Source organism: Marmoricola sp. URHA0025 HA25 (genome assembly GCF_054059435.1).
In genome coordinates this window covers 2,125,668-2,149,665 of sequence record NZ_JBSSCD010000001.1, presented here as the reverse complement: position 1 = coordinate 2,149,665, position 23,998 = coordinate 2,125,668, and the positions used below count along the sequence as shown (strand labels likewise).

The window sequence follows — 23,998 nt, the reverse complement described above, 5'->3', positions numbered from 1 at the left end:
TGGTCGAGCAGCGAGCGCCAGAGATGGTGGTCGAGCAGCGAGCGCCAGAGATGGTGGTCGAGCAGCGAGCGGCAGAGATGGTGGTCGAGCAGCGAGCGGCAGCGAGCGATCAGTCGAGACCCGATCACCCGAGACCCGATCGGTCGAGACCCAGCACGCACGCTGATTTCCCGAGAACCTGGCGTACCTGTACCCTTGTGAACGACCGACAGGTGGCCGGGTGAGATCCCCGGGCGTCCTGTCCGACAAGTGGAGGCCTCCTCCCACCCGCATCGACCGCCCGCTCGCAGTTCGGAGCACCAGGTCGTCGGGTCCGGTCGAAGCGGTGCGGCGCACGCGTCCACCGCGGCAACCAGGGGCTTCCGGTGCGTCGGCACGGAGGCCCTTTTTCGTATGAGGGCGCCTCCCGCGCGGTCAGACCAGGAGTTCCGACCCAGGAGGACACATCAGCACCGAGCTTCGCATCAACGACCGGATCCGGGTACCCGAGGTCCGGCTCGTGGGGCCCAACGGAGAGACCGTCGGCATCGTGTCGACAGAGCAGGCGCTCAAGCTCGCCCAGGAGGCCGACCTCGACCTCGTCGAGATCGCCCCGCAGGGGCGGCCACCGGTCGCCAAGCTCATGGACTACGGGAAGTTCAAGTACGAGAACGCCCAGAAGGCCCGTGAGACGCGACGCAACCAGACGAACACGGTGATCAAGGAGATGAAGCTCCGGCCGAAGATCGACAAGCACGACTACGAGACCAAGAAGGGTCACGTCGTGCGATTCCTCAGCCAGGGCGACAAGGTCAAGATCACCATCATGTTCCGCGGCCGCGAGCAGCACCGCCCCGAGCTCGGGTTCCGGCTGCTGCAGAAGCTGGCCGAGGACGTCACCGAGCTCGGCTTCGTGGAGTCCTCGCCCAAGCAGGACGGCCGCAACATGACCATGGTGATCGGGCCGCACAAGAAGAAGGCAGAGGCAAAGGCTGAGGTGAAGGCCGCGAAGCAGGAGCACGCAGCCGCACTCGAGGCCGAGCGAGCCGCGGAGCGTGCCGAGCAGAAGGCAGCGCACACCGGCCCCACCGCCGCCAAGAAGGAACGCAAGCGTTCAGAGAACCTCGATCCCGAGATCGAAGCCTGAGAGAGAGATAGGGAACATGCCGAAGAACAAGTCGCACTCCGGAGCCGGCAAGCGCTTCCGGGTGACCGGATCGGGCAAGATCCTGCGCGAGAAGGCGGGCAAGCGCCACAACCTGGAGAAGAAGGCCTCCAAGGTGACGCGCCGCATGACCGGGACGACCGAGGTCGCCAAGGCCGACGTCCCCCGCGCCAAGAAGCTGCTCGGCCTCTGACCTCCCGGCACCCGCCGAACCTGAACAAGGAGTAACACCACATGGCACGCGTCAAGCGGGCGGTCAACGCCCAGAAGAAGCGCCGGGTCGTCCTCGAGCGCGCCTCCGGATACCGGGGCCAGCGCTCGCGGCTCTACCGCAAGGCCAAGGAGCAGGTCACCCACTCGCTGGTCTACAGCTACAACGACCGCCGCAAGAAGAAGGGCGAGTTCCGCAAGCTCTGGATCCAGCGGATCAACGCCGGCGCGCGGGCGAACGGCCTGACCTACAACCGGTTCATCCAGGGCCTCGGTCTCGCCGGGGTCGAGGTCGACCGGAAGATCCTCGCCGACCTGGCCGTCAACGACCTGCCCGCGTTCGTCGCGCTGGTCGAGGTCGCCAAGGCAGCCCTGCCCGAGGACGTCAACGCCCCGGTCTCGGCCTGATCCATCCGGTGGTCGAGCCCGGTGATCGAGCAGCGACCACCCGCATGAAGCACGACGACGAGGCGAGCCCCTCCGCCGAGCCCCTGTCCGCCAAGAGCGGAAGGGTTAGGGCCGCGAGGAGGCTCGCCCGTCGCACGTCCCGGGAGGGGCTGCGGTTGTTCCTCGCCGAGGGGAGCAAGGCGCTGAGCGAGGCACTCCTCCTCGACGGCTGTGTGGTCGAGGTCTTCGCCACGGCGTCCGCATCGGAGGAGTACGCCGACCTGCAGCGCCACGTCGAGTCGCTCGGCCTGCCCTGGCAACAGGTCACCGACGCGGCCGTCGGCGCCCTCGCCGGCGCGGTCACTCCGCAGGGCATCGTCGCCGTCTGTCGGTTCCTCGACCGGCCGCTCGCCGACGTCCTCACCGGGGAGCTCGTGGTGATCTGCTCCGACGTACGTGACCCCGGCAACGCCGGAGCGATCGTCCGCACCGCCGACGCCGCCGGAGCCGCCGGCGTCGTGCTGGCCGGCCACAGCGTCGATCCGTACAACCACAAGACCGTCCGCGCGACGGTCGGCTCGCTGTTCCACGTGCCGCTCGCGGTCGAGCCGGACCCGGCTGCCGTCGTCCGCTCCGCCAAGGAGGCCGGCTACCTGGTGCTCGCCGCGGACGGCGCCGGAGAGGTGGACCTCTTCGACGCCGGCGACCTGCTGGTCGGCAAGGTGGCCTGGCTCTTCGGCAACGAGGCGTGGGGCCTCCCCGTCGAGCTCGCCGACCTCGCCGACCACCGCGTCGCCATCCCGATCCTGGGACAGGCCGAGAGCCTCAACCTCGCCACGGCGGCCGCAGTGTGCCTCTATGCCTCGGCCGCCGCGTCCAGGAGAGTGGGTCGATGAGGTCCTCGCTGCTGACGTCGCTGGGCCTGGTGGTGGTGCTCGTCGGGCTCGTCTGGACGGCCCAGGGGATCGGCTGGCTCGGCGGCAGCGCGATGAGCGGCGAGACGCTGTGGGCGGTCGTCGGGCCGCTGGTCGCGCTCGTCGGGGCGGCGATCGCGTACGCCGGCGTGCGCGGCCGCCGTTGAGGCGGCCGCAGCGGTCGCGAGCGGCGTACGCTCGAGGCGTGGAGCAAGAGGACTACCGGCACCTTCCCGATCCGATCCGGCTCGAGGACACCGTCGCGGAGGTGGACGTGCGCCCGGTGCCGGACCCTGAGGGCGGCATCGACCCGGAGTCGCTGTTCGCGGTCCGTTTCGGCCTCGCCTGATCGGGTCGGCCTGATCGCGCTCCGCCTCGTCTAGGGTCGAGCCGTGTCTCCCGACGACCAGGAACTCTGGAACGCGCTCCCTGACGGCGTGGTGATCGCCGACGCCGACGGCACCGTGCAGGTGGTCAACGCGACCGCCCGGCGGATGCTCGGGAAGGTCGCCAAGGTCGGGGCTGCGCTCACCGACGTGATGGCGCTGCAGGACCAGGACGCACGCGACTGGTACTCGGTGGCTGAGCCGTACGCCGGGCTCGACAGCCGCACCGGCATCCCCGAGCAGTCCTGGCTCCTGCCCAACGGCACGGAGGTGCTGGTCACCGCCAGGATCAGCCGCACCGGTCGTCACGGCCCGGTCGACGGCGTCGCACTGGTGCTGCGCTCAGGTCGCGGCCGGGCCCGGCTCGACCGCGAGCGCTCGGACCTGGTGGCGACGGTCGCCCACGAGCTGCGCTCGCCGCTGACCGGCGTCAAGGGCTTCGTGACCACGCTGCTGAGCAAGTGGGACCGGCTCAACGACGAGCAGAAGAAGCTGATGCTCACCACTGTCAACACCGACGCCGAGCGGCTGTCCCGGTTGATCACCGAGCTGCTCGACGTGGCCAGGATCGACACCGGTCGGCTCCCGCTGTACCCCAGGGAGATCGACGCCGTGCCCGTGGTGGACCGGGTGGTCGAGTCGGTGGGCGCCGGCACCAGCAGGACGATCGCCGCACGGCACGCAACCCCCGACGCACCGGCGTTCGCCGACCCCGACAAGTTCGTGCAGGTGGTCACCAACCTCGTCGACAACGCCGTGCGCCACGGCGAGGGCACCGTCTCGGTGACCACCGAGCCGGGCCCCCTCGGCCTGCGGCTCACCGTCGACGACCAGGGTGAAGGCATCCCGGAGGCGCTGCGTGCCCGCGCGTTCACCAAGTTCTGGAAGCACGGCGCCCAGGGTGGGTCCGGCCTGGGGATGTACATCGCGAACGGCCTGGTGCGCGCGCACGGCGGCGAGCTCGGCATCCTCGATGCCCCGGGCGGAGGAGCGCGGATCGTCGTGGACTGGCCGGCCACGGACCAGCGTCCTTGAAACCGGTTCGGTCCGGTCGACCCGGGCTCCTTAGACTGCACCCGCGAGACTCCCGCACCGACAGCCACGAGAGGCAGCCATGTCAGGCAGATCCAGCTCCTACGACCCCGTGCAGGTGACCCCGCTCGGGGAGGAGCAGGTCTTTGCCATGCGCGACCAGGCGCTCGCGGCGATCGCTGCAGCGACCGACCTCGAGGCGCTCAAGCAGGTCCGCACCGACCACGCCGGCGACCGGTCGCCCCTGGGGCTGGCCAACCGCGAGATCGGCGCCCTGCCGCCGCAGGCGCGCAAGGACGCCGGCATGCGGGTGGGCCAGGCGCGCGCGGTGGTCGCGGAGGCGCTCGCTGCCCGCTCCGAGGTGCTCGAGGCCGAGGCCGAGGAGCGGATGCTCGCCGAGGAGACCGTGGACGTGACGCTCCCGTGGGACCGCAGGCCTCGCGGCGCCCGGCACCCGATCACCACGATGTCCGACCACATCAGCGACATCTTCGTGGCGATGGGCTGGGAGGTCGCCGAAGGCCCTCTGGTCGAAGCGGAGTGGCTGAACTTCGACGCGCTCAACCTCGGCCCCGACCACCCGGCTCGCACGATGCAGGACACCTTCTGGACCGAGCCGGCCGAGCACCACGTCGTGCTGCGCACCCACACCTCCCCGGTGCAGGCGCGCACGATGCTGACCCGCGAGCCACCGATCTACGTGGTCTGCCCGGGCCGCGTGTTCCGCACCGACGAGTACGACGCGACGCACAGCCCGATGTTCCACCAGGTCGAGGGACTCGTCGTCGACGAGGGCATCACGATGGCCCACCTCAAGGGCTCGCTGGACCACTTCGCCCAGGCGGTGTTCGGCGAGGGCATCACGACCCGGTTCCGGCCGTCGTACTTCCCGTTCACCGAACCCAGCGCCGAGGTGGACCTGGTCTGCTTCGTGTGCCGGGGGAGCGGCGTCGCCGACGGCGTCACCTGTCGCACCTGCCGGGGTGAGGGCTGGATCGAGTGGGGCGGCTGCGGCGTGGTGAACCCGCGGGTGCTGGTCGCCTGCGGCGTGGACCCGGAGCGGTACACGGGGTTCGCCTTCGGCATGGGGATCGACCGCACGCTGATGTTCCGTCACGGCGTCGAGGACCTGCGCAGCGTCTTCGAGGGTGACGTCCGCTTCAGCCGGGCCTTCGGAACGGAGATCTGAGCGATGGCCACGACACCCTCGGCCATGGCCTGCTGCGCGACGCCGCGCGGGCGCGTGGACTTCGTTGCCGTCAGTCGCCGATGCTCCGCATCGGCTTCCTCCTCCGCCTTGCCAGGCACTCCGCGCGACGCCGCTCGCGACGGCCAGGACGAGAGTGACGTGACCCGATGAAGGCCCCCGTCTCCTGGATCCGCGAGTACGTCGACCTGCCGGCCGACGTCTCGACCGACGACCTCGCCCGCCGGCTGACCGCCCTCGGCCTCAAGCTCGAGGCGATCCACCGCTCGGGCGCCGAGATCACCGGTCCCCTCGTGATCGGCCGAGTGCTGACGATGGACCCCGAGCCGCAGAAGAACGGCAAGACGATCAACTGGTGCACTGTCGACGTCGGCACTGCCAATGGCACCGGCGACCCGCAGGGGATCGTGTGCGGTGCGCACAACTTCGCTCCGGGCGACCTGGTCGTCGTGGTGCTCCCGGGCGGCGTGCTGCCTGGAGGGTTCGAGATCTCGGCCCGCAAGACCTACGGCCATGTCTCCGCCGGCATGATCTGCTCGGCCAGCGAGCTGGGCCTCGGCGACGACGCCGCGCAGTCCGGGAGCGCAGGCATCATCGTGCTGCCGCCGGGCGCCGGCGAGCCGGGCGACGACGCGTTCGCGGCCCTGCACCTGCGCGAGGAGGTCATCGAGTTCGAGATCAACCCCGACCGCGCCTACGCGCTCTCGCTGCGGGGAGTCGCCCGGGAGGCTGCGCTCGCCTACGACGCGCCCTACACGGACCCGGCCGCGCGCCGGACGCCCCCGCCCGGGGACGACGGCTACCCGGTCGTCGTCGATGACCCTGAAGGCTGCCCGGTCTTCGTCGCCCGCACCGTCTCCGGGTTCGACCCGGCGACGCCGACGCCGGACTGGATGGCACGCCGCCTCACCCAGGCCGGGATGCGCCCGATCTCTCTGGCCGTCGACGTCACCAACTACGTCATGCTCGAGCTCGGGCACCCCATCCACGGCTACGACCTCGACCGGCTCGCCGGCCCGATCCGCGTCCGCCGGGCCACCGAGGGCGAGCAGCTGACCACGCTCGACGGCGCCCACCGCACGCTGGCGGCCGAGGACCTGGTCGTCGTCGACGACTCGGGGCCGATCGGCCTGGGCGGAGTGATGGGCGGCGAGACCACCGAGATGTCGGGATCGACCACCCGGATCCTCGTCGAGGTCGCCTCCTGGGACCCGGTGTCGATGTTCCGCACCGGCAAGCGCCACAAGCTGACCTCGGAGGCGGGCAAGCGCAACGAGCGCGGCGTCGACCCGACGATCCCGGAGGCGGCGGCCGACCGGGTGGTCGAGCTGCTCGTGGCCCACGGCGGAGCGACCGCCGACCCCGGCGTCACCAAGGTGGGCGAGGCACCGCAGAGCCCGGCCATCCGGATCACCGCAGGCCTTCCGGCCCGGATCACCGGCATGCAGGTCGAGACCCATCGCGTGGTGGAGTGCCTCGAGGCAATCGGCTGCTCGGTCGACGGCGACGGTGCCTCCGAGCTGGGCGACCTCGTCGTGGTTCCGCCCCCGTGGCGCCGCGACGTCACCGACCCGTTCGACCTGGTCGAAGAGGTTGCCCGGATCGTCGGCTACGACCAGGTTCCCTCGATCCTGCCCGCGGCTCCGGCGGGGCGGGGCCTGACCCAGGGCCAGCGACTGCGTCGCCGGGTCGGTCGCACGCTCGCGGGCTCCGGCTACGTCGAGGTGCTGACCTTCCCGTTCGTCGGCAGTGCCGCGTTCGACGCTCTGGGCCTCGACGCGGACGACTCGCGCCGGACGGCGCTGCGGCTGGCCAACCCGTTGTCCAGCGAGGCCCCGCTGATGACCACCACGCTGCTGCCCGGACTGCTCGAGACGGCCGCGCGCAACCGCGGGCGCGGCAGCGCCGATCTCGCGCTGTTCGAGGTCGCGACGGTCACGTTGCCCCAGCTCGACGTGGCCGCGCCGATCCTGCCCGTCGACCGGCGCCCCACCGACGGCGAGTGGGACGACTTGCAGAAGGCGGTCCCCGAACAACCCCTCCACCTCGGCGTGGTGCTCACCGGCGACCGGGAGCCGGGCGGCTGGTGGGGTCCCGGACGCCAGGTCTCCTGGGGCGATGCCGTCGACGGGGTCAGGGAGGTGGCCGAGTCGCTCGGTGTCAGCGTCGACGTCCGGTCCGGACGCCGGGCGCCGTGGCACCCGGGCCGGTGCGCCGAGATCGTCGTAGCGGACCAGGTCCTCGGGTACGCCGGGGAGCTGCACCCCCGGGTCTGCCGGGCCTTCGGTGTCCCGACCCGGACCGCGGTGGCCGAGATCGACCTCTCGGCGCTCCTCGACCACGCGGTCGCGGTCGTCCGGTCGCCCGTGCTGTCGGCCTACCCGGTGGCGAAGGAGGACGTGGCCCTCGTGGTGGACCTCGACGTGCCCGCCGAGACGCTGGCGCGCACGCTGCGCGAGGGCGCGGGGGAGCTGTGCGAGTCGGTGCGGCTCTTCGACGTCTACACCGGCTCCCAGATCGGAGCCGGCCGCAGGTCGCTGGCGTTCGCGCTGCGGTTCCGGGCCCCCGACCGGACCCTCACCGAGGCCGAGACGGCGGCTGCCCGAGACGCTGCCGTCGCTCTCGCGGCCGAGCGGCACGGAGCCGAGCAGCGCACCTGAGCACGTCGAGGCGGTCGCCGGCGGCTCCGTTCAGGAGCGCTTCGCCCCGCTGAGCTGTGCGGTCACGACGAGCGCCTTGTCGAGCCGGTCACCGGAGTCGTCGTACCGGATCCCGACGAGCACCAGCCTCCCGGCCTTGTGCGTGCGGAAGAGCGGGTCCTGCTCGAGGCTGGTCACGGCGCGCTGCGACGCCCGGCCGACGGTGTAGGTGAGGGTCCCGTTGTCGGTCCGGATCGACACCTTCGACCCTGCCGACACCTGCGGAAGACCGGCGAACGCACTGCCCGTGCCGTGCACCTCGCCGACCAGGTACACCGTGTCGGTGCCCGGGCTGCCCGGCGATCCACGCGACTCCCAGCGGGCCACCTCGCTCCGTGAGGCCGGCTCGAGGGTGGTCACCGCGCTGTCCAGTCCGGAGTCGATGAGACCTCCGGCCGTGACCCGCCGCGGCGCAGCCGCGGCGACGCGGGGGAGGTGGGGCTGTGCGGCCGCCGTCCCGGTCGGTGAAGGACCTGTGGGTGACGGACCGGCGGTGGGCGTGGTCGCGGTGGCGCTCGGCGTGACCGGCGGGATGGGGAGGTCGGTCGAACGGCTCGAGGGCGCGTCCTTCGACCCCGGGCCGATGAGGTGGCGCGCGCCGAGCACGGCAGCCGGCACGAGTGCGACCACGACCGCGATCACGACCGCCCGCGCGGTGACGGCCGCGGAGCGCCCTGGCCGGGTGCGCGGCTTGGAGTCGCGGGGGGCGCGGTGGCTGCCTGCCAAGTTCCTGACCTGTAGTGGGGCCTGTCTGGTCGCGGAGTCTAGTGTGGGCAGCGCCGGTTCCGCGGGGAGCGCGCCGGGCCCTCGCTCGCGAAGGCATGCAGAGTTCTGTATAGTCATGCACATGAGTCCGATCAGCGTCGCGGTCGCCGGAGCCAGCGGGTACGCCGGCGGCGAGGTCCTGCGCCTCCTGATCGGCCATCCCGACGTGCGCATCGGAGCGGTCACCGGGTCTTCGAACGCCGGCCAGGCACTCGGCCTGCTGCAACCGCACCTGGTTCCGCTCGCGGATCGCGTGCTCGAGGAGACCACGGTCGAGGTGCTGGCCGGCCACGACGTCGTGTTCCTCGCGCTCCCGCACGGGGAGTCCGCCCGCTTCGCAGAGGCCCTCGGCGACGACGTCGTCGTCATCGACTGCGGCGCCGACTTCCGGCTCACCGACCCGGCGGACTGGGAGCAGTTCTACGGCTCGCCGCACGCCGGATCATGGCCCTACGGGCTCCCCGAGCTGCCGGGGCAGCGCGAGCTCCTTCGCGGCGCGCGGCGGATCGCCGTGCCGGGCTGCTACCCGACGATCTCGACCCTCGCCCTGGCGCCCGCCGTGGCGGCCGGACTGGTCGACCCGGCCGACGTCGTCGTCGTCGCCGCCTCGGGCACCACCGGCGCCGGCAAGGCGGCCAAGCCGCACCTGCTGGGCAGTGAGGTGATGGGGAGCGTCTCGGCGTACGGCGTCGGCGGCACCCACCGGCACACGCCCGAGATCGTGCAGAACCTCTCCGGCCTCACCGACCAGGAGGTGAGGGTCAGCTTCACGCCGCTCCTCGTGCCGATGCCTCGGGGCATCCTGGCGACCTGCAGCGCGCCGGTCGTCACCGGTGTCGGTCCGGACGACGTTCGGGCGGCCTACCAGAAGGCCTACGCCGAGGAGCCCTTCGTGCACCTGCTGCCGGACGGCCAGTGGCCGGCGACCAAGGCAGTGCTCGGGTCCAACAGCGTGCACCTGCAGACCGCCGTGGACACGGCTGCCGGACGGATGGTGACGGTGGGCGCCGTGGACAACCTGGCCAAGGGCACCGCGGGAGCGGCGGTGCAGTGCATGAACCTCGCCCTCGGGCTGCCCGAGACCACCGGACTGCCCGTGGTCGGAGTGGCGCCGTGAGCGCCGACGCGGGACCGACCCACACGCTGCACCAGTACCCCGAGAAGATGGTCGTCGCGAGCCTGCCGCCCGGGTCCGAGGTCCCGGAGTGGGCGGAGTCCGCCTCGCTGTTCTCGATCAGCGCGACCGCGACCGAGACCACCGTCGTGTGTGCGGGACGCTCGATGCCGCGGAAGGTCGTCCACGCCGGCCCGTTCAGCGCCTTCGCCGTGGAGGGTCCCCTCGACTTCGGCCTCACCGGTGTCCTGCACGCCCTGCTGGCGCCGCTGGCGGAGGCCGAGATCAGCGTCTTCACGATCTCGACGTACCCGACGGACTGGATCCTCGTGCCGATCGAGCGCGCGGAGGCCGCGGCGGACGCCTGGCGACGACGAGGGCACACCGTCGTCCCCGCCCCCGTCGCTGCTCGCAGGAAGAACTGACCCGATGACCGTCACCCACCCCGCCGGCTTCCAGGCCGCCGGTGTCACCGCCGGGCTGAAGTCCACCGGCGCTCTCGATCTCGCCCTGGTCGTGAACCAGGGACCCACCTTCGACTCCGCGAGCGTCTTCACCGCCAACCGCTGCAAGGCGAACCCGGTGCTGTGGAGCCAGGAGGTCGTCAAGGACGGCACGGTCCGTGCTGTGGTGCTGAACTCCGGTGGCGCCAACTGCTACACCGGCCCGGAGGGCTTCCAGACGACCCACGCCGTCGCGGAGCAGGTCGCAGCCGGGCTCGGGATCGGCGCGATCGACGTGGTGGTCTGCTCGACCGGCCTGATCGGTCTCACCAATCCTCGCCAGCAGCTGGTGGACGGGGTCGATGCGGCGGTGGCCGGCCTGGGCGCCCACGGGGAGGACGCCGCGCGCGCGATCATGACGACCGACAGCGTCCCCAAGCAGGTCGTCGTCGAGGGCGCCGGCTGGAGCATCGGCGGAATGGCGAAGGGTGCGGGCATGCTCGCTCCCCAGCTGGCCACGATGCTGGTCGTGCTCACCACCGACGCGATCGTGCCCGCCGGCGAGCTCGACGAGGCGCTGCGGGCTGCGACCCGGGTGAGCTTCGACCGGCTCGACTCCGACGGCTGCATGTCGACCAACGACACCGTGACCGTGCTGGCCAGCGGTGCCAGCGGCATCACGCCGACGGTCGAGGACTTCACGCACGCGCTCGCCCAGGCCTGCTCCGACCTCGCCATGCAGCTGCTCCGCGACGCCGAGGGAGCCGAGCACGACATCGCGATCACCGTCCTCAACGCGGCATCGGAGGACGACGCCGTCGAGGTCGGCCGGAGCGTCGCGCGCAGCAACCTGTTCAAGGCGGCCGTGTTCGGCAAGGACCCGAACTGGGGCCGCGTGCTCGCGAGCATCGGCACGACGGGCGCCGCATTCGACCCGAGCGACCTCGACGTGGCGATGAACGGCGTCTGGGTGTGCCGGTCCTCCACGCCCGCCGAGGACCCCGCCGGCGTCGATCTCGGCGGCAGGGAGGTCACCGTGACCATCGACCTGAAGGCAGGCGCGGAGAGGGCGACGGTCTGGACCAACGACCTCACCCACGCCTACGTCCACGAGAACAGCGCGTACTCCTCATGAGCACCATCCAGAAGGGCGGGCCCGACCCCGCCAAGGCGGCCACCCTCGCGGCGGCGCTGCCGTGGCTGATGAAGTACCACGGCAAGATCATCGTGGTGAAGTACGGCGGCAACGCGATGATCGACGAGGGGCTGAAGAAGGCGTTCGCCGAGGACATCGTCTTCCTGCGGATGGCCGGGTTCAAGCCGGTCGTCGTCCACGGCGGCGGGCCCCAGATCTCCGACATGCTCGACCGGCTCGGGATCGAGAGCGAGTTCAAGGGCGGACTCCGGGTGACCACCGACGAGGCCATGGACGTGGTCAGGATGGTCCTCGTCGGCCAGGTCCAGCGTGAGCTCGTCGGCCTGGTCAACCGCCACGGCCCGCTGGCCGTCGGGCTCTCCGGCGAGGACGGAGGCCTCTTCACCGCCGAGCGCACCGAGCTCGTGATCGACGGCGAGCAGGTCGACCTCGGCCTGGTCGGCGAGGTCGCCTCCGTCCGCCCCGAGGCGGTCCTCGACGTGATCGAGGCCGGCCGGATCCCGGTGATCTCCTCGGTCGCGCCCGACCCGGAGGGCGCGGTGCACAACGTCAACGCGGACACGGCGGCCGCCGCCCTCGCCGTCGCCCTGGGAGCGGCGAAGCTGCTGATCCTCACCGACGTCGAGGGCCTCTACGAGAACTGGCCGGACAGCGAGGACGTCATCGGCGAGATCGGCCCGGAGGCGCTGCGCGAGATGCTGCCCGGGCTCGCCAGCGGGATGGTGCCGAAGATGACCGCCTGCCTCGTCGCGATCGAGGGCGGGGTGCCCCGCACGACGGTCGTCGACGGCAGGGAGCCGCACGCGGTGCTCCTGGAGATCTTCACCGACGAGGGCGTCGGCACCCAGGTGCTGCCCGGCGTGGAGACGAAGACCCGGAAGGCGAGGGCAGCACAGTGAGTGATCCGGCGAGCATCAAGGACCGGTACGCAGCGTCGCTGATGAACACCTTCGGGCCCCCCAAGCTGGCGCTCGTGCGCGGCAAGGGCGCCCACGTCTGGGACGAGGACGGCAAGGAGTACGTCGACCTGCTCGGCGGCATCGCGGTCAATGCGCTCGGCCACGGCCACCCGGCGCTGGTCGCGGCGGTCACCGAGCAGCTCCAGACCCTCGGGCACGTGTCGAACTTCTTCACCAGCGGTCCGCAGGTCGACCTGGCCGAGAAGCTCCTCGAGCTCTTGGATGGTGGTCGAGCAGCGAGCGGTGAAGAGGGTGGTCGAGCAGCGAGCGCCAGCGAGCGGACAGTCGAGACCCGATCAGCCGAGACCCCCGGCAAGGTCTTCTTCACCAACTCCGGCACGGAGGCCAACGAGGCCGCCCTGAAGCTGACCCGGCGCACCGGGCGCACCCACCTGGTCGCGGCCGAAGGAGCGTTCCACGGGCGCACCATGGGCGCGCTGGCCCTGACCGCGAAGGCGGCGTACCGGGAGCCGTTCGAGCCGCTGCCCGGCCACGTCACGTTCGTCCCGTACGGCGACACCGCCGCCCTCGCGGCCGCCGTCACCGACGAGACCGCGGCCGTCGTGCTCGAGCCGATCCAGGGTGAGGCCGGAGTCGTCGTGCCGCCCCTCGGCTACCTGGCCGCCGCCCGGCAGATCACCCGCGACCGCGGCGCCCTGCTCTGGCTGGACGAGGTGCAGACCGGCATCGGACGGACGGGCCGCTGGTTCGCCCACCACTCGGTGGTCGAGCTCGTCGAGACCCCGCCCGACATCGTGACCGTCGCGAAGGGCCTGGCCGGAGGCTTCCCGATCGGCGCCTGCATCGCCCTCGGTGCCGCCGCCGACCTGCTGCAGCCCGGCAACCACGGGACGACCTTCGGGGGCAACCCGGTCGCGTGCGCGGCCGCACTGGCCGTGATCGGCACGATCGAGAGCGAGGGCCTCCTCGAACGGGTGACCGCGCTCGGCCAGAGGATCCGCGACGCCGTCGTCGCCGACCCGCGGGTGTCCGAGACGACCGGTGCCGGGCTCCTCATCGGGATCGTGCTCGGCGGCGGTGGTGCTGCCCCGGTCGCGGACGCGGCGCTTGCCGACGGGTTCATCATCAATCCGGCGACGGCCGAGCGGATCCGGCTCGCGCCGCCGCTGGTCCTGACCGACGAGGATGCCGACGCCTTCCTCGAGGCCTTCCCGACCTGGCTCGACAAGGTGCTGTGATGACCCGACACTTCCTCCGCGACGACGACCTGGCTCCCGACGAGCAGGCCGCGGTCCTCGACCTGGCCGTCCGGCTCAAGGCTGCGCCGTTCGCGAGCCGTCCCCTCGACGGCCCGCGGACCGTCGCGATCGTCTTCGACAAGCCGACGCTGCGCACCCAGGCATCGTTCGTCGCCGGGATCGCCGAGCTGGGCGGGTTCCCGATGGTCGTCGACGGCAACCTCGCCCAGATCGGCACCCGCGAGTCGGTCCCCGACGTCGCGCGCGTGCTCGGGCGCCAGGCCGCGATGATCGTCTGGCGGACCTTCGACCAGAGCCGGATCGACGAGATGGCCGCCTATGCCGGCGTACCGGTCGTCAACGCGCTCACCGACCAGTTCCACCCCTGCCAGACCCTGGCCGACCTGCTCACGATCCGGGAGCACAAGGGGGACGCCGCGGGCGGCGTGGCCGGCCTGACCATGACGTTCCTGGGGGACGCCGCGAGCAACATGAGCCACTCGTACCTGCTCGCGGGCGCCACGGCCGGGATGCACGTCCGGGTCAGCGGGCCGGACGACTACCGGCCCGATCCGCAGGTCCTGGAGCGCGCGCAGGCGATCGCCGCGACCACCGGCGGCTCCGCGGACTTCGTCGCCGGTCCGCAGGAAGCGGCCTCCGGCGCCGACGTGCTGATCACCGACACCTGGGTCTCGATGGGCAAGGAGCAGGAGGCGGCCGACCGGGCCGCGGAGGTGTTCGGCCCCTGGCAGCTCGACGACCGCCTGGTCGCTCTCGGCGCAGACCCGATCGTCCTGCACTGCTTGCCCGCCTACCGAGGCAGGGAGATCACCGCTGCGGTGATCGACGGACCGCACAGCGCCGTCTGGGACGAGGCCGAGAACCGCCGGCACGCCCAGAAGGCGATCCTGACCTGGCTGCTGTCGGCGGCCGAGCCGGACGAATCCCCGGGCGCGTCATGACGACGTCGGGCCACCCGCTGATCCCGCTCACGAAGAGCGCGCGCCAGCAGCGCATCATCGAGCTCCTCGAGAGCAGCGAGATCCGCTCGCAGACCGAGCTGGCGGACCAGCTCCACCGCGCGGGGGTCACGGTGACCCAGGCGACGCTCTCGCGCGACCTCGTCGAGCTGGATGCCGTGAAGGTCCGCACGCCCTCCGGGCAGCTCGTGTACGCCGTACCGGGCGAGGGCGGCGACCGCCGCCCGGTGCTCGCCCACGAGTCGGCCGCGTCCGAGACCCGCCTCGCCCGCCTCGCCGGGGAGCTGCTCGTCTCCGCCGAGGCCTCGGCCAACCTGGTCGTGCTCCGCACCCCGCCGGGAGCGGCGCAGTTCCTGGCCTCCGCCCTGGACAAGGCCGAGCTCGCCCACGTGCTCGGCACCATCGCCGGCGACGACACCGTGCTGGTGATCTCGCGCGAGGCCGACGGCGGCGAGTCGCTCGCCCAGCGCCTGCTCGCTCTCGCCAACCACGGTGGTTGAGCGTGCCGAATCCCCTCACCTCGAGAGAGTCCGATGACTGACCAGACGGCAGGCGCCACGAACACTGGCAAGCTCTGGGGCGGCCGCTTCGCCGGCGGGCCCAGCCCGGAGCTCGACGCACTCTCCCGGAGCACCCACTTCGACTGGCGGCTCGTGCCCTACGACCTGGCCGGCTCCCGGGCACACGCCCGGGCCCTGCACACGGCCGGGCTGCTCACCGACGACGACCTCGAGGTCCTGCTCGGCGGGCTCGACGCACTGGGGGAGCGGTCCACCGCAGGCACGCTCCTGCCGGACCCGAGCGACGAGGACGTCCACGGCGCCCTGGAGCGGATGCTGCTCGACGAGGTGGGCGCCGACGTGGGTGGCAAGCTCCGCGCGGGGCGCAGTCGCAACGACCAGATCGCGACCTTCCTGCGGATGTTCCTGCGCGACCACGCGCAGGTGATCGGCCACCAGGTGCTTGCCCTCGTCGACGCACTCGCCGGGCAGGCAGAGGCGCACCTCGGCGCCGTGATGCCGGGCCGCACCCACCTCCAGCACGCCCAGCCGGTGCTGCTCTCGCACCACCTGCTGGCCCATGCCTGGCCCCTCCTGCGTGACGTCCAGCGGCTGCGGGACTGGGACGCCCGGGTCGCCGGCGACTCGCCGTACGGCTCCGGAGCGCTCGCCGGGTCCAGCCTGGACCTCGACCCGGAGCAGGTCGCCCGCGAGCTCGGCTTCACCGGATCGGCGTCGAACTCGATCGACGGCACCGCCGCGCGTGACTTCGTCGCCGAGTTCGCCTTCGTGACCGCGATGATCGGCGTCGACGTCAGCCGCCTCGCCGAGGAGCTGATCCTCTGGGCGACGCGCGAGTTCGGCTTCGTCCGGCTCGACGACGCCTTCTCGACCGGGTCGAGCATCATGCCGCAGAAGAAGAACCCCGACATCTCCGAGCTGGCGCGCGGCAAGGCCGGCCGGCTGATCGGCAACCTCGCCGGACTCCTCGCGACCCTGAAGGCGCTGCCGCTGGCCTACAACCGCGACCTGCAGGAGGACAAGGAGCCGGTCTTCGACTCCGTGGACACTCTCGAGGTGCTGCTGCCCGCGTTCACCGGCCAGGTCGCGACGCTGGTCTTCGACACCGGCCGGATGGCCGAGCTCGCGCCGCAGGGGTTCTCGCTGGCCACCGACATCGCCGAGTGGCTGGTGCGCGAGGGCGTGCCGTTCCGCGTCGCCCACGAGCTCGCCGGAGCCTGCGTGCGCCGCTGCGAGGAGCTCGGCATCGAGCTGGACGAGCTCACCGACGACCAGTTCGCCGCGATCGACCCGCGGCTGACGCCGACCGTCCGCGACGTGCTCACCGTGGAGGGCTCGGTGGCCTCCCGCAACGGCCGCGGCGGCACCGCTCCCGACCGGGTCGCCGAGCAGCTGACCGAGCTGCGCGCCGCCGCCACTTCGTTGAGTAGCCAGTTCGTCACCGTCGAGTAGGCGGTTCTGCACGCCGTACGACCGACGACCTGCCTCCTCGACTCTGACGGAGTGACCGCTCAACCTTCGGCGAGGTAGGCCGCGGCGACCGACTTCGGCACGCACATCGTCCACGCATCGATGACCAGCTCGCGCAGCTCGTCGGAGTCGAGGGCCTCCATCCGCGCGACCACCCACTGGTAGCGCATGTCGGAGGGGCGCGGCAGCTGGAACTTCTCCGGCTCCGCGGCGACCAGCGCCGCGCGCTCCTCACGCGGGAACCCGAAGCCGAGCAGGGTCTCGTCGGGGGAGACCGAGGCGAACACGATCTGGCCGACCCGGAACTTCCGGTGGTCGCGCACCCAGGCCTCGTAAGCACGCGGGAGCCCCAGCGCCACGCTGCGGACGTCCTCTGCGGTGACCGGCATACTGGCGAGCATGCCGGAGGGGACCGACAGGAGCACGCAAAACCTGGTCGAGGCGCTCTCCGGCCCGGTGCTCGAGGTGGCACCGCGGCTCCTCGGTTCGGTGCTTCGTCACGGCGGGGTAGCCGTGCGCCTGACCGAGGTCGAGGCGTACGACGGCGCCAACGACCCCGGGTCCCATGCCTACCGCGGCCCGACCCGGCGTACCGAGGTGATGTTCGGGCCGCCTGGTCGCCTCTACGTGTACTTCACCTACGGCATGCACCACTGCGCCAACGTCGTGTGCGGACCGGACGGGACCGCCTCGGCCGTCCTGCTCCGGGCCGGTGAGGTCGTCGAGGGCCTCGAGACCGCACGGGCGCGACGCGGACCCCATCCCGACCGCGACCTCGCCCGCGGACCGGCGCGCCTGTGCAGCGCCCTGGGCCTCGACCTCGGCGACAACGGCCGCGACCTGACCGGCGGCGCGCTGACGCTGGCTCCTCCGGCTCCGCCCGGACGCATCTCCACGGGTCCACGTGTGGGGCTCCGGCAGGCCCCGGACCGGCCGTGGCGGTTCTGGCTGACCGACGAGCCGAGCGTCAGCCGGTACGTCGCCGCGAAGCCGCCACGCGCCCGCCGGCCGATGACAGAGTAACTAGAACGAGTTACAGTTTCGTCCATGAGCCTGCCCGCATCGATCACGCCCGCGCTCCTCGACAAGCTGACCGGGATGGTGGTCTCCACCAGCGGCCGCACCGTGCCCGTCGTCGAGGTCTACACCGGCGAGCCGTTCGTGCAGCTGCCGCAGTCGGGCCCCGAGGACGTCGTCACGGCGTACGCCGCGGCGCGCAAGGCGCAGGCCACCTGGGCGTCGTGGCCGCTCAAGCAGCGCATCGACGTGATGAAGCGCTTCCACGAGCTGCTCCTGCAGAAGAACCTCACCGTGGTCGACCTGATGCAGGCCGAGACCGGCAAGGCGCGCCGGATGTCGTTCGAGGAGACCTGCGACGTGGTGATGACCACGAGCCACTACATCAAGGCGGCGCCGCGGATCCTCAAGGAGCGCAAGCACGGCGGCGTGGTGCCGATCGTGTCCACTTCCACCGAGGTGCGGGTGCCCAAGGGCGTGGTCGGCCTCATCTCGCCGTGGAACTTCCCGTTCGCGACGAGCCTCTCCGACGCGATGCCCGCCCTGATCGCGGGCAACGGCATCGTCCTCAAGCCCGACAACAAGTCCACGCTCAACGTCGCGTTCGGCGTGACGCTGCTCTACGAAGCCGGGCTCCCCGAAGGCCTCGTCCAGATCGTCTGCGGCGCCGGCCCCGACATCGGCCCGACGATCGTCGAGCACGCCGACTACGTGATGTTCACCGGCTCGACCGCGACCGGCCGGGCGATCGGCGCGCTCGCCGGCCAGAACCTCGTCGGCTGCACGCTCGAGCTCGGCGGCAAGAACCCGCTGATCGTGCTCGAGGACGCCGACCTCGACGAGGCCGTGCCCGGCGCGATCATGGCGACCTTCCTCAACGCCGGCCAGGCGTGCATGCACATCGAGCGGATCTACGTCCCGGAGAGCCTCCGCTCCGAGTTCACCCGGCGGTTCGTCCAGGCCGCCCAGAGCATCGAGGTGGGTGCGACCTACGACTTCGGTCCCGCGATGGGGTCGCTGGTCTCGGTCGCCCAGCGTGAACGGGTCGAGGGACACGTGGACGACGCCATCTCCAAGGGCGCGACCGTGCTGACCGGTGGCAAGGCGCGCCCGGACCTGGGCCCGGCGTTCTTCGAGCCGACGGTGCTCACCGACGTGACGCCGGACATGATCCACGCGACGGTCGAGACCTTCGGGCCGGTGACGACGCTGTACGGCTACACCGACCTCGAGGACGCGATCGTGCGCGCCAACGACACGGAGTACGGCCTCAACGCCAGCGTCTGGGGCAAGGACGTCTCCCGGGCGGAGGCGATCGGCCGCCGGATCGAGGCCGGCAACATCAACATCAACGACGGGCTGGCCTGCTCGTACGCCTCGAAGAAGAGCACGTCGGGCGGGTTCAAGACCTCGGGCGTCGGCAGCCGTCACGGCGACGCCGGCATGCTCAAGTACACCGACGTACAGAACGTCGCGGTGCTCAAGAAGCAGGTGCTCAGCAACCCCGAGGACACCGACTGGACCAAGCAGGTCGAGAAGACGGTCAAGGGCCTGCGCTTCATGCGCAAGCTCGGCATCCGCTGACGCGCCGCCACACCGCGGCGGAGGACCGGTTCCGCACCCGCGGGCGGAATGCGGCAGGCTTGTCCCGCACGCATCCGCTCGCGAAAGGCCCACCGTGTCCCTCGACCCCACTCTCCTCGACGACCTCGAGTGGCGCGGCCTCCTCGCGCACACGACGGATCTCGACGCGCTCCGCGAGGCGCTGACGCAGGGGAGCGTGCGGTTCTACGTGGGCTTCGACCCGACCGCACCGAGCCTGCACATGGGCAACCTGGTCCAGATCCTCACCGCGCGCCGGCTGCAGCTCGCCGGGCACACGCCGTACGCACTCGTCGGCGGAGCCACGGGCATGATCGGTGACCCGAAGGAGTCCGGCGAGCGGACCCTGAACACGCTGGACACCGTCAAGGACTGGGTCGAGCGGGTACGCCGCCAGATCGAGCCGTTCCTGTCCTTCGACGGCGACAACGGCGCCACGATGGTGAACAACTACGACTGGACGGCCTCGCTGTCGACCATCGACTTCCTCCGCGACATCGGCAAGCACTTCCCGGTCAACCGGATGCTCGCGCGCGACGTCGTGCGCAGCCGGCTCGAGGCCGGGATCAGCTACACGGAGTTCAGCTACGTGCTCCTGCAGTCGATGGACTTCCTCGAGCTCTACCGCCAGCACGGCGTCACGCTGCAATTCGGCGGCTCGGACCAGTGGGGCAACCTGACCGGCGGCGTCGAGCTGATCCGGCGCGCCGAGGGCGGCAAGGCGCACGCCTTCGCGACACCGCTGGTCACCAAGGCGGACGGCACCAAGTACGGCAAGACGGAGGGCGGGGCCCTGTGGCTCGACCCGGAGATGATGTCGCCCTACGCGTTCCACCAGTTCTGGCTCAACGCGGAGGACGAGAAGGTCGGCGAGCTGCTCCGGATCTTCACCTTCCTGACGCGCGAGGAGATCGAGGACCTCGAGGCGCAGACGGCGGAGAAGCCCTACCTGCGCGCGGGACAGAGGGCGCTCGCGGACGCCGTCACGAGCCTGGTGCACGGCGAGCAGGAGACGGCGCACGCCAAGGCCGCGGCGGCCGCGCTCTTCGGCACCGGTGACCTCCGCGACCTGAGCCCGACGACGCTGGCGGCGGCGCTGCGCGAGGCGGGCGCGACCAGGACACCCGCCGGCACGTCGTACGTCGACCTCCTGGTGGAGACCGGCCTGGTCAAGAGCAAGGGGGAGGCACGCAGGACCATCACCGAGGGCGGCGCCTACCTCAACAACGAGCGGGTGACCGATCCGGATCTGGTGCCGGACGAGCAGCATCTCCTCGCCGGAGGATGGCTGGTCCTGCGACGCGGGAAGAAGCACCTCGCCGGCGTCGAGGTCGGCTGAGGCAAGACCCCATGGACACGGTCCGGCTCGCGAACCTAGAGGAGGAGGCGCGTCGGGTTCTGCCGCCTACGACCTTCGCCTACTTCCGTCAGGGCGCCCGCGACGGTGTCACGGCGGGCGAGGCCGTCGAGGCGTGGGCGCGCTACCGGTTCGTCCCACGCGTGCTGCGCGACGTGCGTGACGTCGCGACCACGGCCACCCTGCTCGGCAGCGCGGCGCGAGCTCCGCTCGGTGTCGCGCCGACGACACTGCAGCGCGCGGCAGACCCTGGTGGCGAACTCGCGATGGCGGCCGCCTGCGCCACGTCGGGGATCCCGCTCGTGCTGTCCAGCAACGCGACCGCGCGGTTCGAGGACGTCGGCGCGACGGGGGTGACCTGGTGGCTCCAGGCCTACCTCACCCAGGACAGGGACCTGTGCCGGCCGATGCTCCAGGCCGCGGCCGCCGCCGGGGCCACGGCGATCGTGCTGACCCTCGACACCCCGGTCGTCGGCACCAAGTACGACGCCGGCGAGGGCACCGTCTGGGACGCCGTCCCACCTGAGTGGCTCAGGGTGAACCTCGGAGCGGCCGCCGACGCCCCGAAGGCACAAGACCTCGGCCCCGGTGACATCGGCTGGATCGCCGAGGTGACCGGGCTGCCCGTCGTACCGAAGGGCGTCCTGCATCCCGACGACGCCCGCGGCGCGCTCCGCGCCGGAGCCGCGGCCATCTGGGTGTCCAACCACGGCGGCCGGCAGCTCGACCGCGCGGCGGCGACTGCGGACTGCCTCTCCGGAGTCGTCGAGGCCGTCGGGAACGACGTCGAGGTCTACGTCGACGGCGGGATCCGGTCCGGCCTGTCGGCACTGGCGGCCCTGGCACTCGGCGCGCGCGCCTGCTTCGTCGGCCGGCTTCCGCTCTACGCGCTCGCTGCCGGGGGACAGGAGGGGGTCGAGCACGCGCTCGCGCAGCTCGTCGCCGAGCTCGAAGAGGCGATCCGCCTCGCCGGCTGCCACGACCCGGGGAGTGTCCGTGGCCTGCTCGGGCCACCACGGGGCGGTCCGGCCTGAATGCCAGCGCTGTGGTTCAGCGGGACTCCCGGGTGCGTCCGGAGCGCGTCAACGAGCGTCGCTCGGACGGCCATCAGGCCTCTGACCTGCGCAAACGTGCGGTGTGGTCCGCGCCACACGGAGCCGATTTGACGACGCCTGGAGAGCCGCCTAATGTTCTGTCTCGTCGCCACGGAGCGGCGGGACGCAAGGCCGAGAGGCCGGGCGGCCGGCCCGAGGCGAAACCCCCCCAATCGAACACCTCGTCCGAGGTGGACCGAGTGCGCGCAACGTCGGCCTCGGAACGACTCGGATGCACGTGCTCGCCCGGGGGATGGGGAAGCCCGAACCGATTTGACTCGGTCGGACTCGACCGGTAAGTTTTACCAGGTTGCCCCCCAGCCAGGCCGAGAGGCCGCGCTGAGGTGCGCGCTTGATCCTTGAGAACTCAACAGTGTGCCAAAAGTCGACGAATTAGTTTGATAACCCGTCCGACTTGACCGTCCGGTTCGCCGGGCGAATGAGTCGTACGGTTCCTTTGTAGGACAATAATTCTGACATTAGTCAGTGATTGATCCCGCTAGGAAGAACAATCTGAGAGATTTGGCAGCCGCCTCGGTGGCTGCCGCTAGATTTCAACGGAGAGTTTGATCCTGGCTCAGGACGAACGCTGGCGGCGTGCTTAACACATGCAAGTCGAGCGGTAAGGCTCCTTCGGGAGTACACGAGCGGCGAACGGGTGAGTAACACGTGAGCAATCTGCCCTTCACATCGGGATAACTCCGGGAAACCGAAGCTAATACCGAATACGACCACCTCAGGCATCTGATGGTGGTGGAAAGTTCCGGCGGTGAAGGATGAGCTCGCGGCCTATCAGCTTGTTGGTGGGGTAATGGCCCACCAAGGCTTCGACGGGTAGCCGGCCTGAGAGGGTGACCGGCCACACTGGGACTGAGACACGGCCCAGACTCCTACGGGAGGCAGCAGTGGGGAATATTGGACAATGGGCGAAAGCCTGATCCAGCAACGCCGCGTGAGGGATGACGGCCTTCGGGTTGTAAACCTCTTTCAGTAGGGACGAAGCGCAAGTGACGGTACCTACAGAAGAAGCACCGGCCAACTACGTGCCAGCAGCCGCGGTAATACGTAGGGTGCGAGCGTTGTCCGGAATTATTGGGCGTAAAGGGCTCGTAGGCGGTCTGTTGCGTCGGGAGTGAAAACTCAGGGCTTAACCCTGAGCCTGCTTCCGATACGGGCAGACTAGAGGTATGCAGGGGAGAACGGAATTCCTGGTGTAGCGGTGAAATGCGCAGATATCAGGAGGAACACCGGTGGCGAAGGCGGTTCTCTGGGCATTACCTGACGCTGAGGAGCGAAAGTGTGGGGAGCGAACAGGATTAGATACCCTGGTAGTCCACACCGTAAACGTTGGGCGCTAGGTGTGGGACTCATTCCACGAGTTCCGTGCCGCAGCTAACGCATTAAGCGCCCCGCCTGGGGAGTACGGCCGCAAGGCTAAAACTCAAAGGAATTGACGGGGGCCCGCACAAGCGGCGGAGCATGCGGATTAATTCGATGCAACGCGAAGAACCTTACCTAGGTTTGACATATGCGAGAACCCTCTAGAGATAGAGGTCTCTTTGGACACTCGTATACAGGTGGTGCATGGCTGTCGTCAGCTCGTGTCGTGAGATGTTGGGTTAAGTCCCGCAACGAGCGCAACCCTCGTCTTATGTTGCCAGCACGTAATGGTGGGGACTCATAAGAGACTGCCGGGGTCAACTCGGAGGAAGGTGGGGATGACGTCAAGTCATCATGCCCCTTATGCCTAGGGCTTCACGCATGCTACAATGGCCGGTACAAAGGGCTGCGAAATCGCAAGATGGAGCGAATCCCAAAAAGCCGGTCTCAGTTCGGATTGGGGTCTGCAACTCGACCCCATGAAGTCGGAGTCGCTAGTAATCGCAGATCAGCAACGCTGCGGTGAATACGTTCCCGGGCCTTGTACACACCGCCCGTCACGTCACGAAAGTTGGCAACACCCGAAGCCAGTGGCCCAACCGTTTACGGAGGGAGCTGTCGAAGGTGGGGCGAGCGATTGGGACGAAGTCGTAACAAGGTAGCCGTACCGGAAGGTGCGGCTGGATCACCTCCTTTCTAAGGAGCATCATCTGGCAACCCTAGCAATGGGATGTTGTCCAGGCTTTCCTGTTTCAGTGGACATCCGTTCCACGGCAGGATCTGCTCACTAGTGGAACGTCGACTATTTGGCTTGCGACTGGTCAACACCTCGTCAGTACTTCCGCCGTCCTCGTGACGGATCCCGGAGTGGAACCTCGAGCGTCGAGACCAGGAACGAATCAGGCACACTGTTGGGTCCTGAGGGATCGAGTGATCGATTTCTCCGGGCCACCATCCCCTCG

23 protein-coding genes and 1 rRNA gene are annotated in these 23,998 nt (G+C 70.4%); 22 read left to right on the top strand and 2 right to left on the bottom strand.

The window, feature by feature from the left end; translation table 11 throughout:
* Window positions 1-445 precede the first annotated feature (445 nt).
* From infC to pheT, 9 genes are all read left to right on the top strand, one after another.
* Window positions 446-1,126 carry a translation initiation factor IF-3 gene (infC, locus tag ACVW00_RS10540; protein ID WP_457113102.1) on the top strand — a complete coding sequence of 227 codons (681 nt, stop codon included), beginning with the start codon at window positions 446-448 and terminating at the stop codon, window positions 1,124-1,126.
* Between the two features lie 16 nt (window positions 1,127-1,142).
* Window positions 1,143-1,337: a 50S ribosomal protein L35 gene (gene rpmI / locus ACVW00_RS10535; protein ID WP_123225294.1), complete on the top strand. Its 195-nt coding sequence runs from the start codon at window positions 1,143-1,145 to the stop codon at window positions 1,335-1,337.
* A 41-nt stretch (window positions 1,338-1,378) separates the two neighbouring features.
* The gene (gene rplT / locus ACVW00_RS10530; protein ID WP_123225295.1) at window positions 1,379-1,762 is read left to right on the top strand and encodes a 50S ribosomal protein L20; all 384 of its coding nucleotides are present in this window, start codon (window positions 1,379-1,381) and stop codon (window positions 1,760-1,762) included.
* A 44-nt stretch (window positions 1,763-1,806) separates the two neighbouring features.
* On the top strand, window positions 1,807-2,637 hold the full coding sequence (locus tag ACVW00_RS10525) for a TrmH family RNA methyltransferase (RefSeq protein ID WP_457110846.1): 831 nt from the start codon (window positions 1,807-1,809) through the stop codon (window positions 2,635-2,637).
* A complete protein-coding gene (locus ACVW00_RS10520; RefSeq protein ID WP_457110845.1) occupies window positions 2,634-2,822 on the top strand; it encodes a hypothetical protein in 189 nt (62 codons plus the stop codon). The genes ACVW00_RS10525 and ACVW00_RS10520 overlap by 4 nt, the downstream gene beginning before the upstream one ends.
* Before the next feature lie 38 nt (window positions 2,823-2,860).
* Complete coding sequence (locus tag ACVW00_RS10515) at window positions 2,861-3,004, top strand: hypothetical protein (RefSeq protein ID WP_457110844.1); 144 nt, start codon at window positions 2,861-2,863, stop codon at window positions 3,002-3,004.
* 43 nt (window positions 3,005-3,047) lie between these two features.
* Complete coding sequence (locus ACVW00_RS10510) at window positions 3,048-4,076, top strand: ATP-binding protein (protein ID WP_457110843.1); 1,029 nt, start codon at window positions 3,048-3,050, stop codon at window positions 4,074-4,076.
* Window positions 4,077-4,155: 79 nt separating this feature from the next.
* On the top strand, window positions 4,156-5,262 hold the full coding sequence (pheS, locus tag ACVW00_RS10505) for a phenylalanine--tRNA ligase subunit alpha (protein WP_457110842.1): 1,107 nt from the start codon (window positions 4,156-4,158) through the stop codon (window positions 5,260-5,262).
* A gap of 167 nt (window positions 5,263-5,429) precedes the next feature.
* On the top strand, window positions 5,430-7,940 hold the full coding sequence (gene pheT / locus ACVW00_RS10500) for a phenylalanine--tRNA ligase subunit beta (protein ID WP_457110841.1): 2,511 nt from the start codon (window positions 5,430-5,432) through the stop codon (window positions 7,938-7,940).
* 30 nt (window positions 7,941-7,970) lie between these two features.
* Here pheT and ACVW00_RS10495 read toward each other — a convergent pair whose 3' ends face one another.
* Window positions 7,971-8,705 carry a class F sortase gene (locus ACVW00_RS10495; protein WP_457110840.1) on the bottom strand — a complete coding sequence of 245 codons (735 nt, stop codon included), beginning with the start codon at window positions 8,703-8,705 and terminating at the stop codon, window positions 7,971-7,973.
* 115 nt (window positions 8,706-8,820) lie between these two features.
* Here ACVW00_RS10495 and argC point away from each other — a divergent pair, with 115 nt between their 5' ends.
* Genes argC through argH form a run of 8 tightly spaced genes read left to right on the top strand, consistent with a single transcriptional unit; the run spans window position 8,821 to window position 16,568 of the window.
* Window positions 8,821-9,861, top strand: a complete 1,041-nt coding sequence (gene argC / locus ACVW00_RS10490) for an N-acetyl-gamma-glutamyl-phosphate reductase (protein WP_457110839.1) — start codon at window positions 8,821-8,823, stop codon at window positions 9,859-9,861.
* Window positions 9,858-10,283: an ACT domain-containing protein gene (locus ACVW00_RS10485; RefSeq protein ID WP_457110838.1), complete on the top strand. Its 426-nt coding sequence runs from the start codon at window positions 9,858-9,860 to the stop codon at window positions 10,281-10,283. The genes argC and ACVW00_RS10485 overlap by 4 nt, the downstream gene beginning before the upstream one ends.
* A gap of 4 nt (window positions 10,284-10,287) precedes the next feature.
* On the top strand, window positions 10,288-11,436 hold the full coding sequence (argJ, locus tag ACVW00_RS10480; protein ID WP_457110837.1) for a bifunctional glutamate N-acetyltransferase/amino-acid acetyltransferase ArgJ: 1,149 nt from the start codon (window positions 10,288-10,290) through the stop codon (window positions 11,434-11,436).
* The gene (argB, locus tag ACVW00_RS10475) at window positions 11,433-12,356 is read left to right on the top strand and encodes an acetylglutamate kinase (RefSeq protein ID WP_457110836.1); all 924 of its coding nucleotides are present in this window, start codon (window positions 11,433-11,435) and stop codon (window positions 12,354-12,356) included. Before argJ ends, argB begins: the two co-directional genes overlap by 4 nt.
* 41 nt (window positions 12,357-12,397) lie before the next feature.
* Window positions 12,398-13,615: an acetylornithine transaminase gene (locus ACVW00_RS10470; RefSeq protein ID WP_457113101.1), complete on the top strand. Its 1,218-nt coding sequence runs from the start codon at window positions 12,398-12,400 to the stop codon at window positions 13,613-13,615.
* Window positions 13,615-14,577 (top strand): ornithine carbamoyltransferase, encoded by a 963-nt coding sequence (gene argF / locus ACVW00_RS10465; RefSeq protein ID WP_457110835.1) that lies wholly within the window; start codon window positions 13,615-13,617, stop codon window positions 14,575-14,577. Before ACVW00_RS10470 ends, argF begins: the two co-directional genes overlap by 1 nt.
* Window positions 14,574-15,095 carry an arginine repressor gene (locus tag ACVW00_RS10460; protein ID WP_457110834.1) on the top strand — a complete coding sequence of 174 codons (522 nt, stop codon included), beginning with the start codon at window positions 14,574-14,576 and terminating at the stop codon, window positions 15,093-15,095. The genes argF and ACVW00_RS10460 overlap by 4 nt, the downstream gene beginning before the upstream one ends.
* A gap of 33 nt (window positions 15,096-15,128) precedes the next feature.
* A complete protein-coding gene (gene argH, locus ACVW00_RS10455) occupies window positions 15,129-16,568 on the top strand; it encodes an argininosuccinate lyase (RefSeq protein ID WP_457110833.1) in 1,440 nt (479 codons plus the stop codon).
* Between the two features lie 59 nt (window positions 16,569-16,627).
* Here argH and ACVW00_RS10450 read toward each other — a convergent pair whose 3' ends face one another.
* Window positions 16,628-16,975, bottom strand: coding sequence for an MmcQ/YjbR family DNA-binding protein (locus ACVW00_RS10450; protein ID WP_457110832.1), 348 nt, complete (start codon window positions 16,973-16,975; stop codon window positions 16,628-16,630).
* Window positions 16,976-16,985: 10 nt separating this feature from the next.
* On the opposite strand from ACVW00_RS10450, the gene ACVW00_RS10445 reads away from it, so the two are divergent.
* The 5 genes from ACVW00_RS10445 (at window position 16,986) to ACVW00_RS10425 (ending at window position 23,732) form a co-directional block, all read left to right on the top strand.
* Window positions 16,986-17,609, top strand: a complete 624-nt coding sequence (locus ACVW00_RS10445) for a DNA-3-methyladenine glycosylase (RefSeq protein ID WP_457110831.1) — start codon at window positions 16,986-16,988, stop codon at window positions 17,607-17,609.
* A gap of 24 nt (window positions 17,610-17,633) precedes the next feature.
* Window positions 17,634-19,187 (top strand): succinic semialdehyde dehydrogenase, encoded by a 1,554-nt coding sequence (locus ACVW00_RS10440; protein WP_457110830.1) that lies wholly within the window; start codon window positions 17,634-17,636, stop codon window positions 19,185-19,187.
* Between the two features lie 94 nt (window positions 19,188-19,281).
* Entirely contained in the window at window positions 19,282-20,544 is a 1,263-nt protein-coding gene (gene tyrS, locus ACVW00_RS10435) for a tyrosine--tRNA ligase (protein ID WP_457110829.1), read from the top strand.
* An 11-nt stretch (window positions 20,545-20,555) separates the two neighbouring features.
* Window positions 20,556-21,596: an alpha-hydroxy acid oxidase gene (locus ACVW00_RS10430; protein WP_457110828.1), complete on the top strand. Its 1,041-nt coding sequence runs from the start codon at window positions 20,556-20,558 to the stop codon at window positions 21,594-21,596.
* A gap of 614 nt (window positions 21,597-22,210) precedes the next feature.
* Window positions 22,211-23,732 (top strand): 16S ribosomal RNA (locus tag ACVW00_RS10425).
* Window positions 23,733-23,998 lie beyond the last annotated feature (266 nt).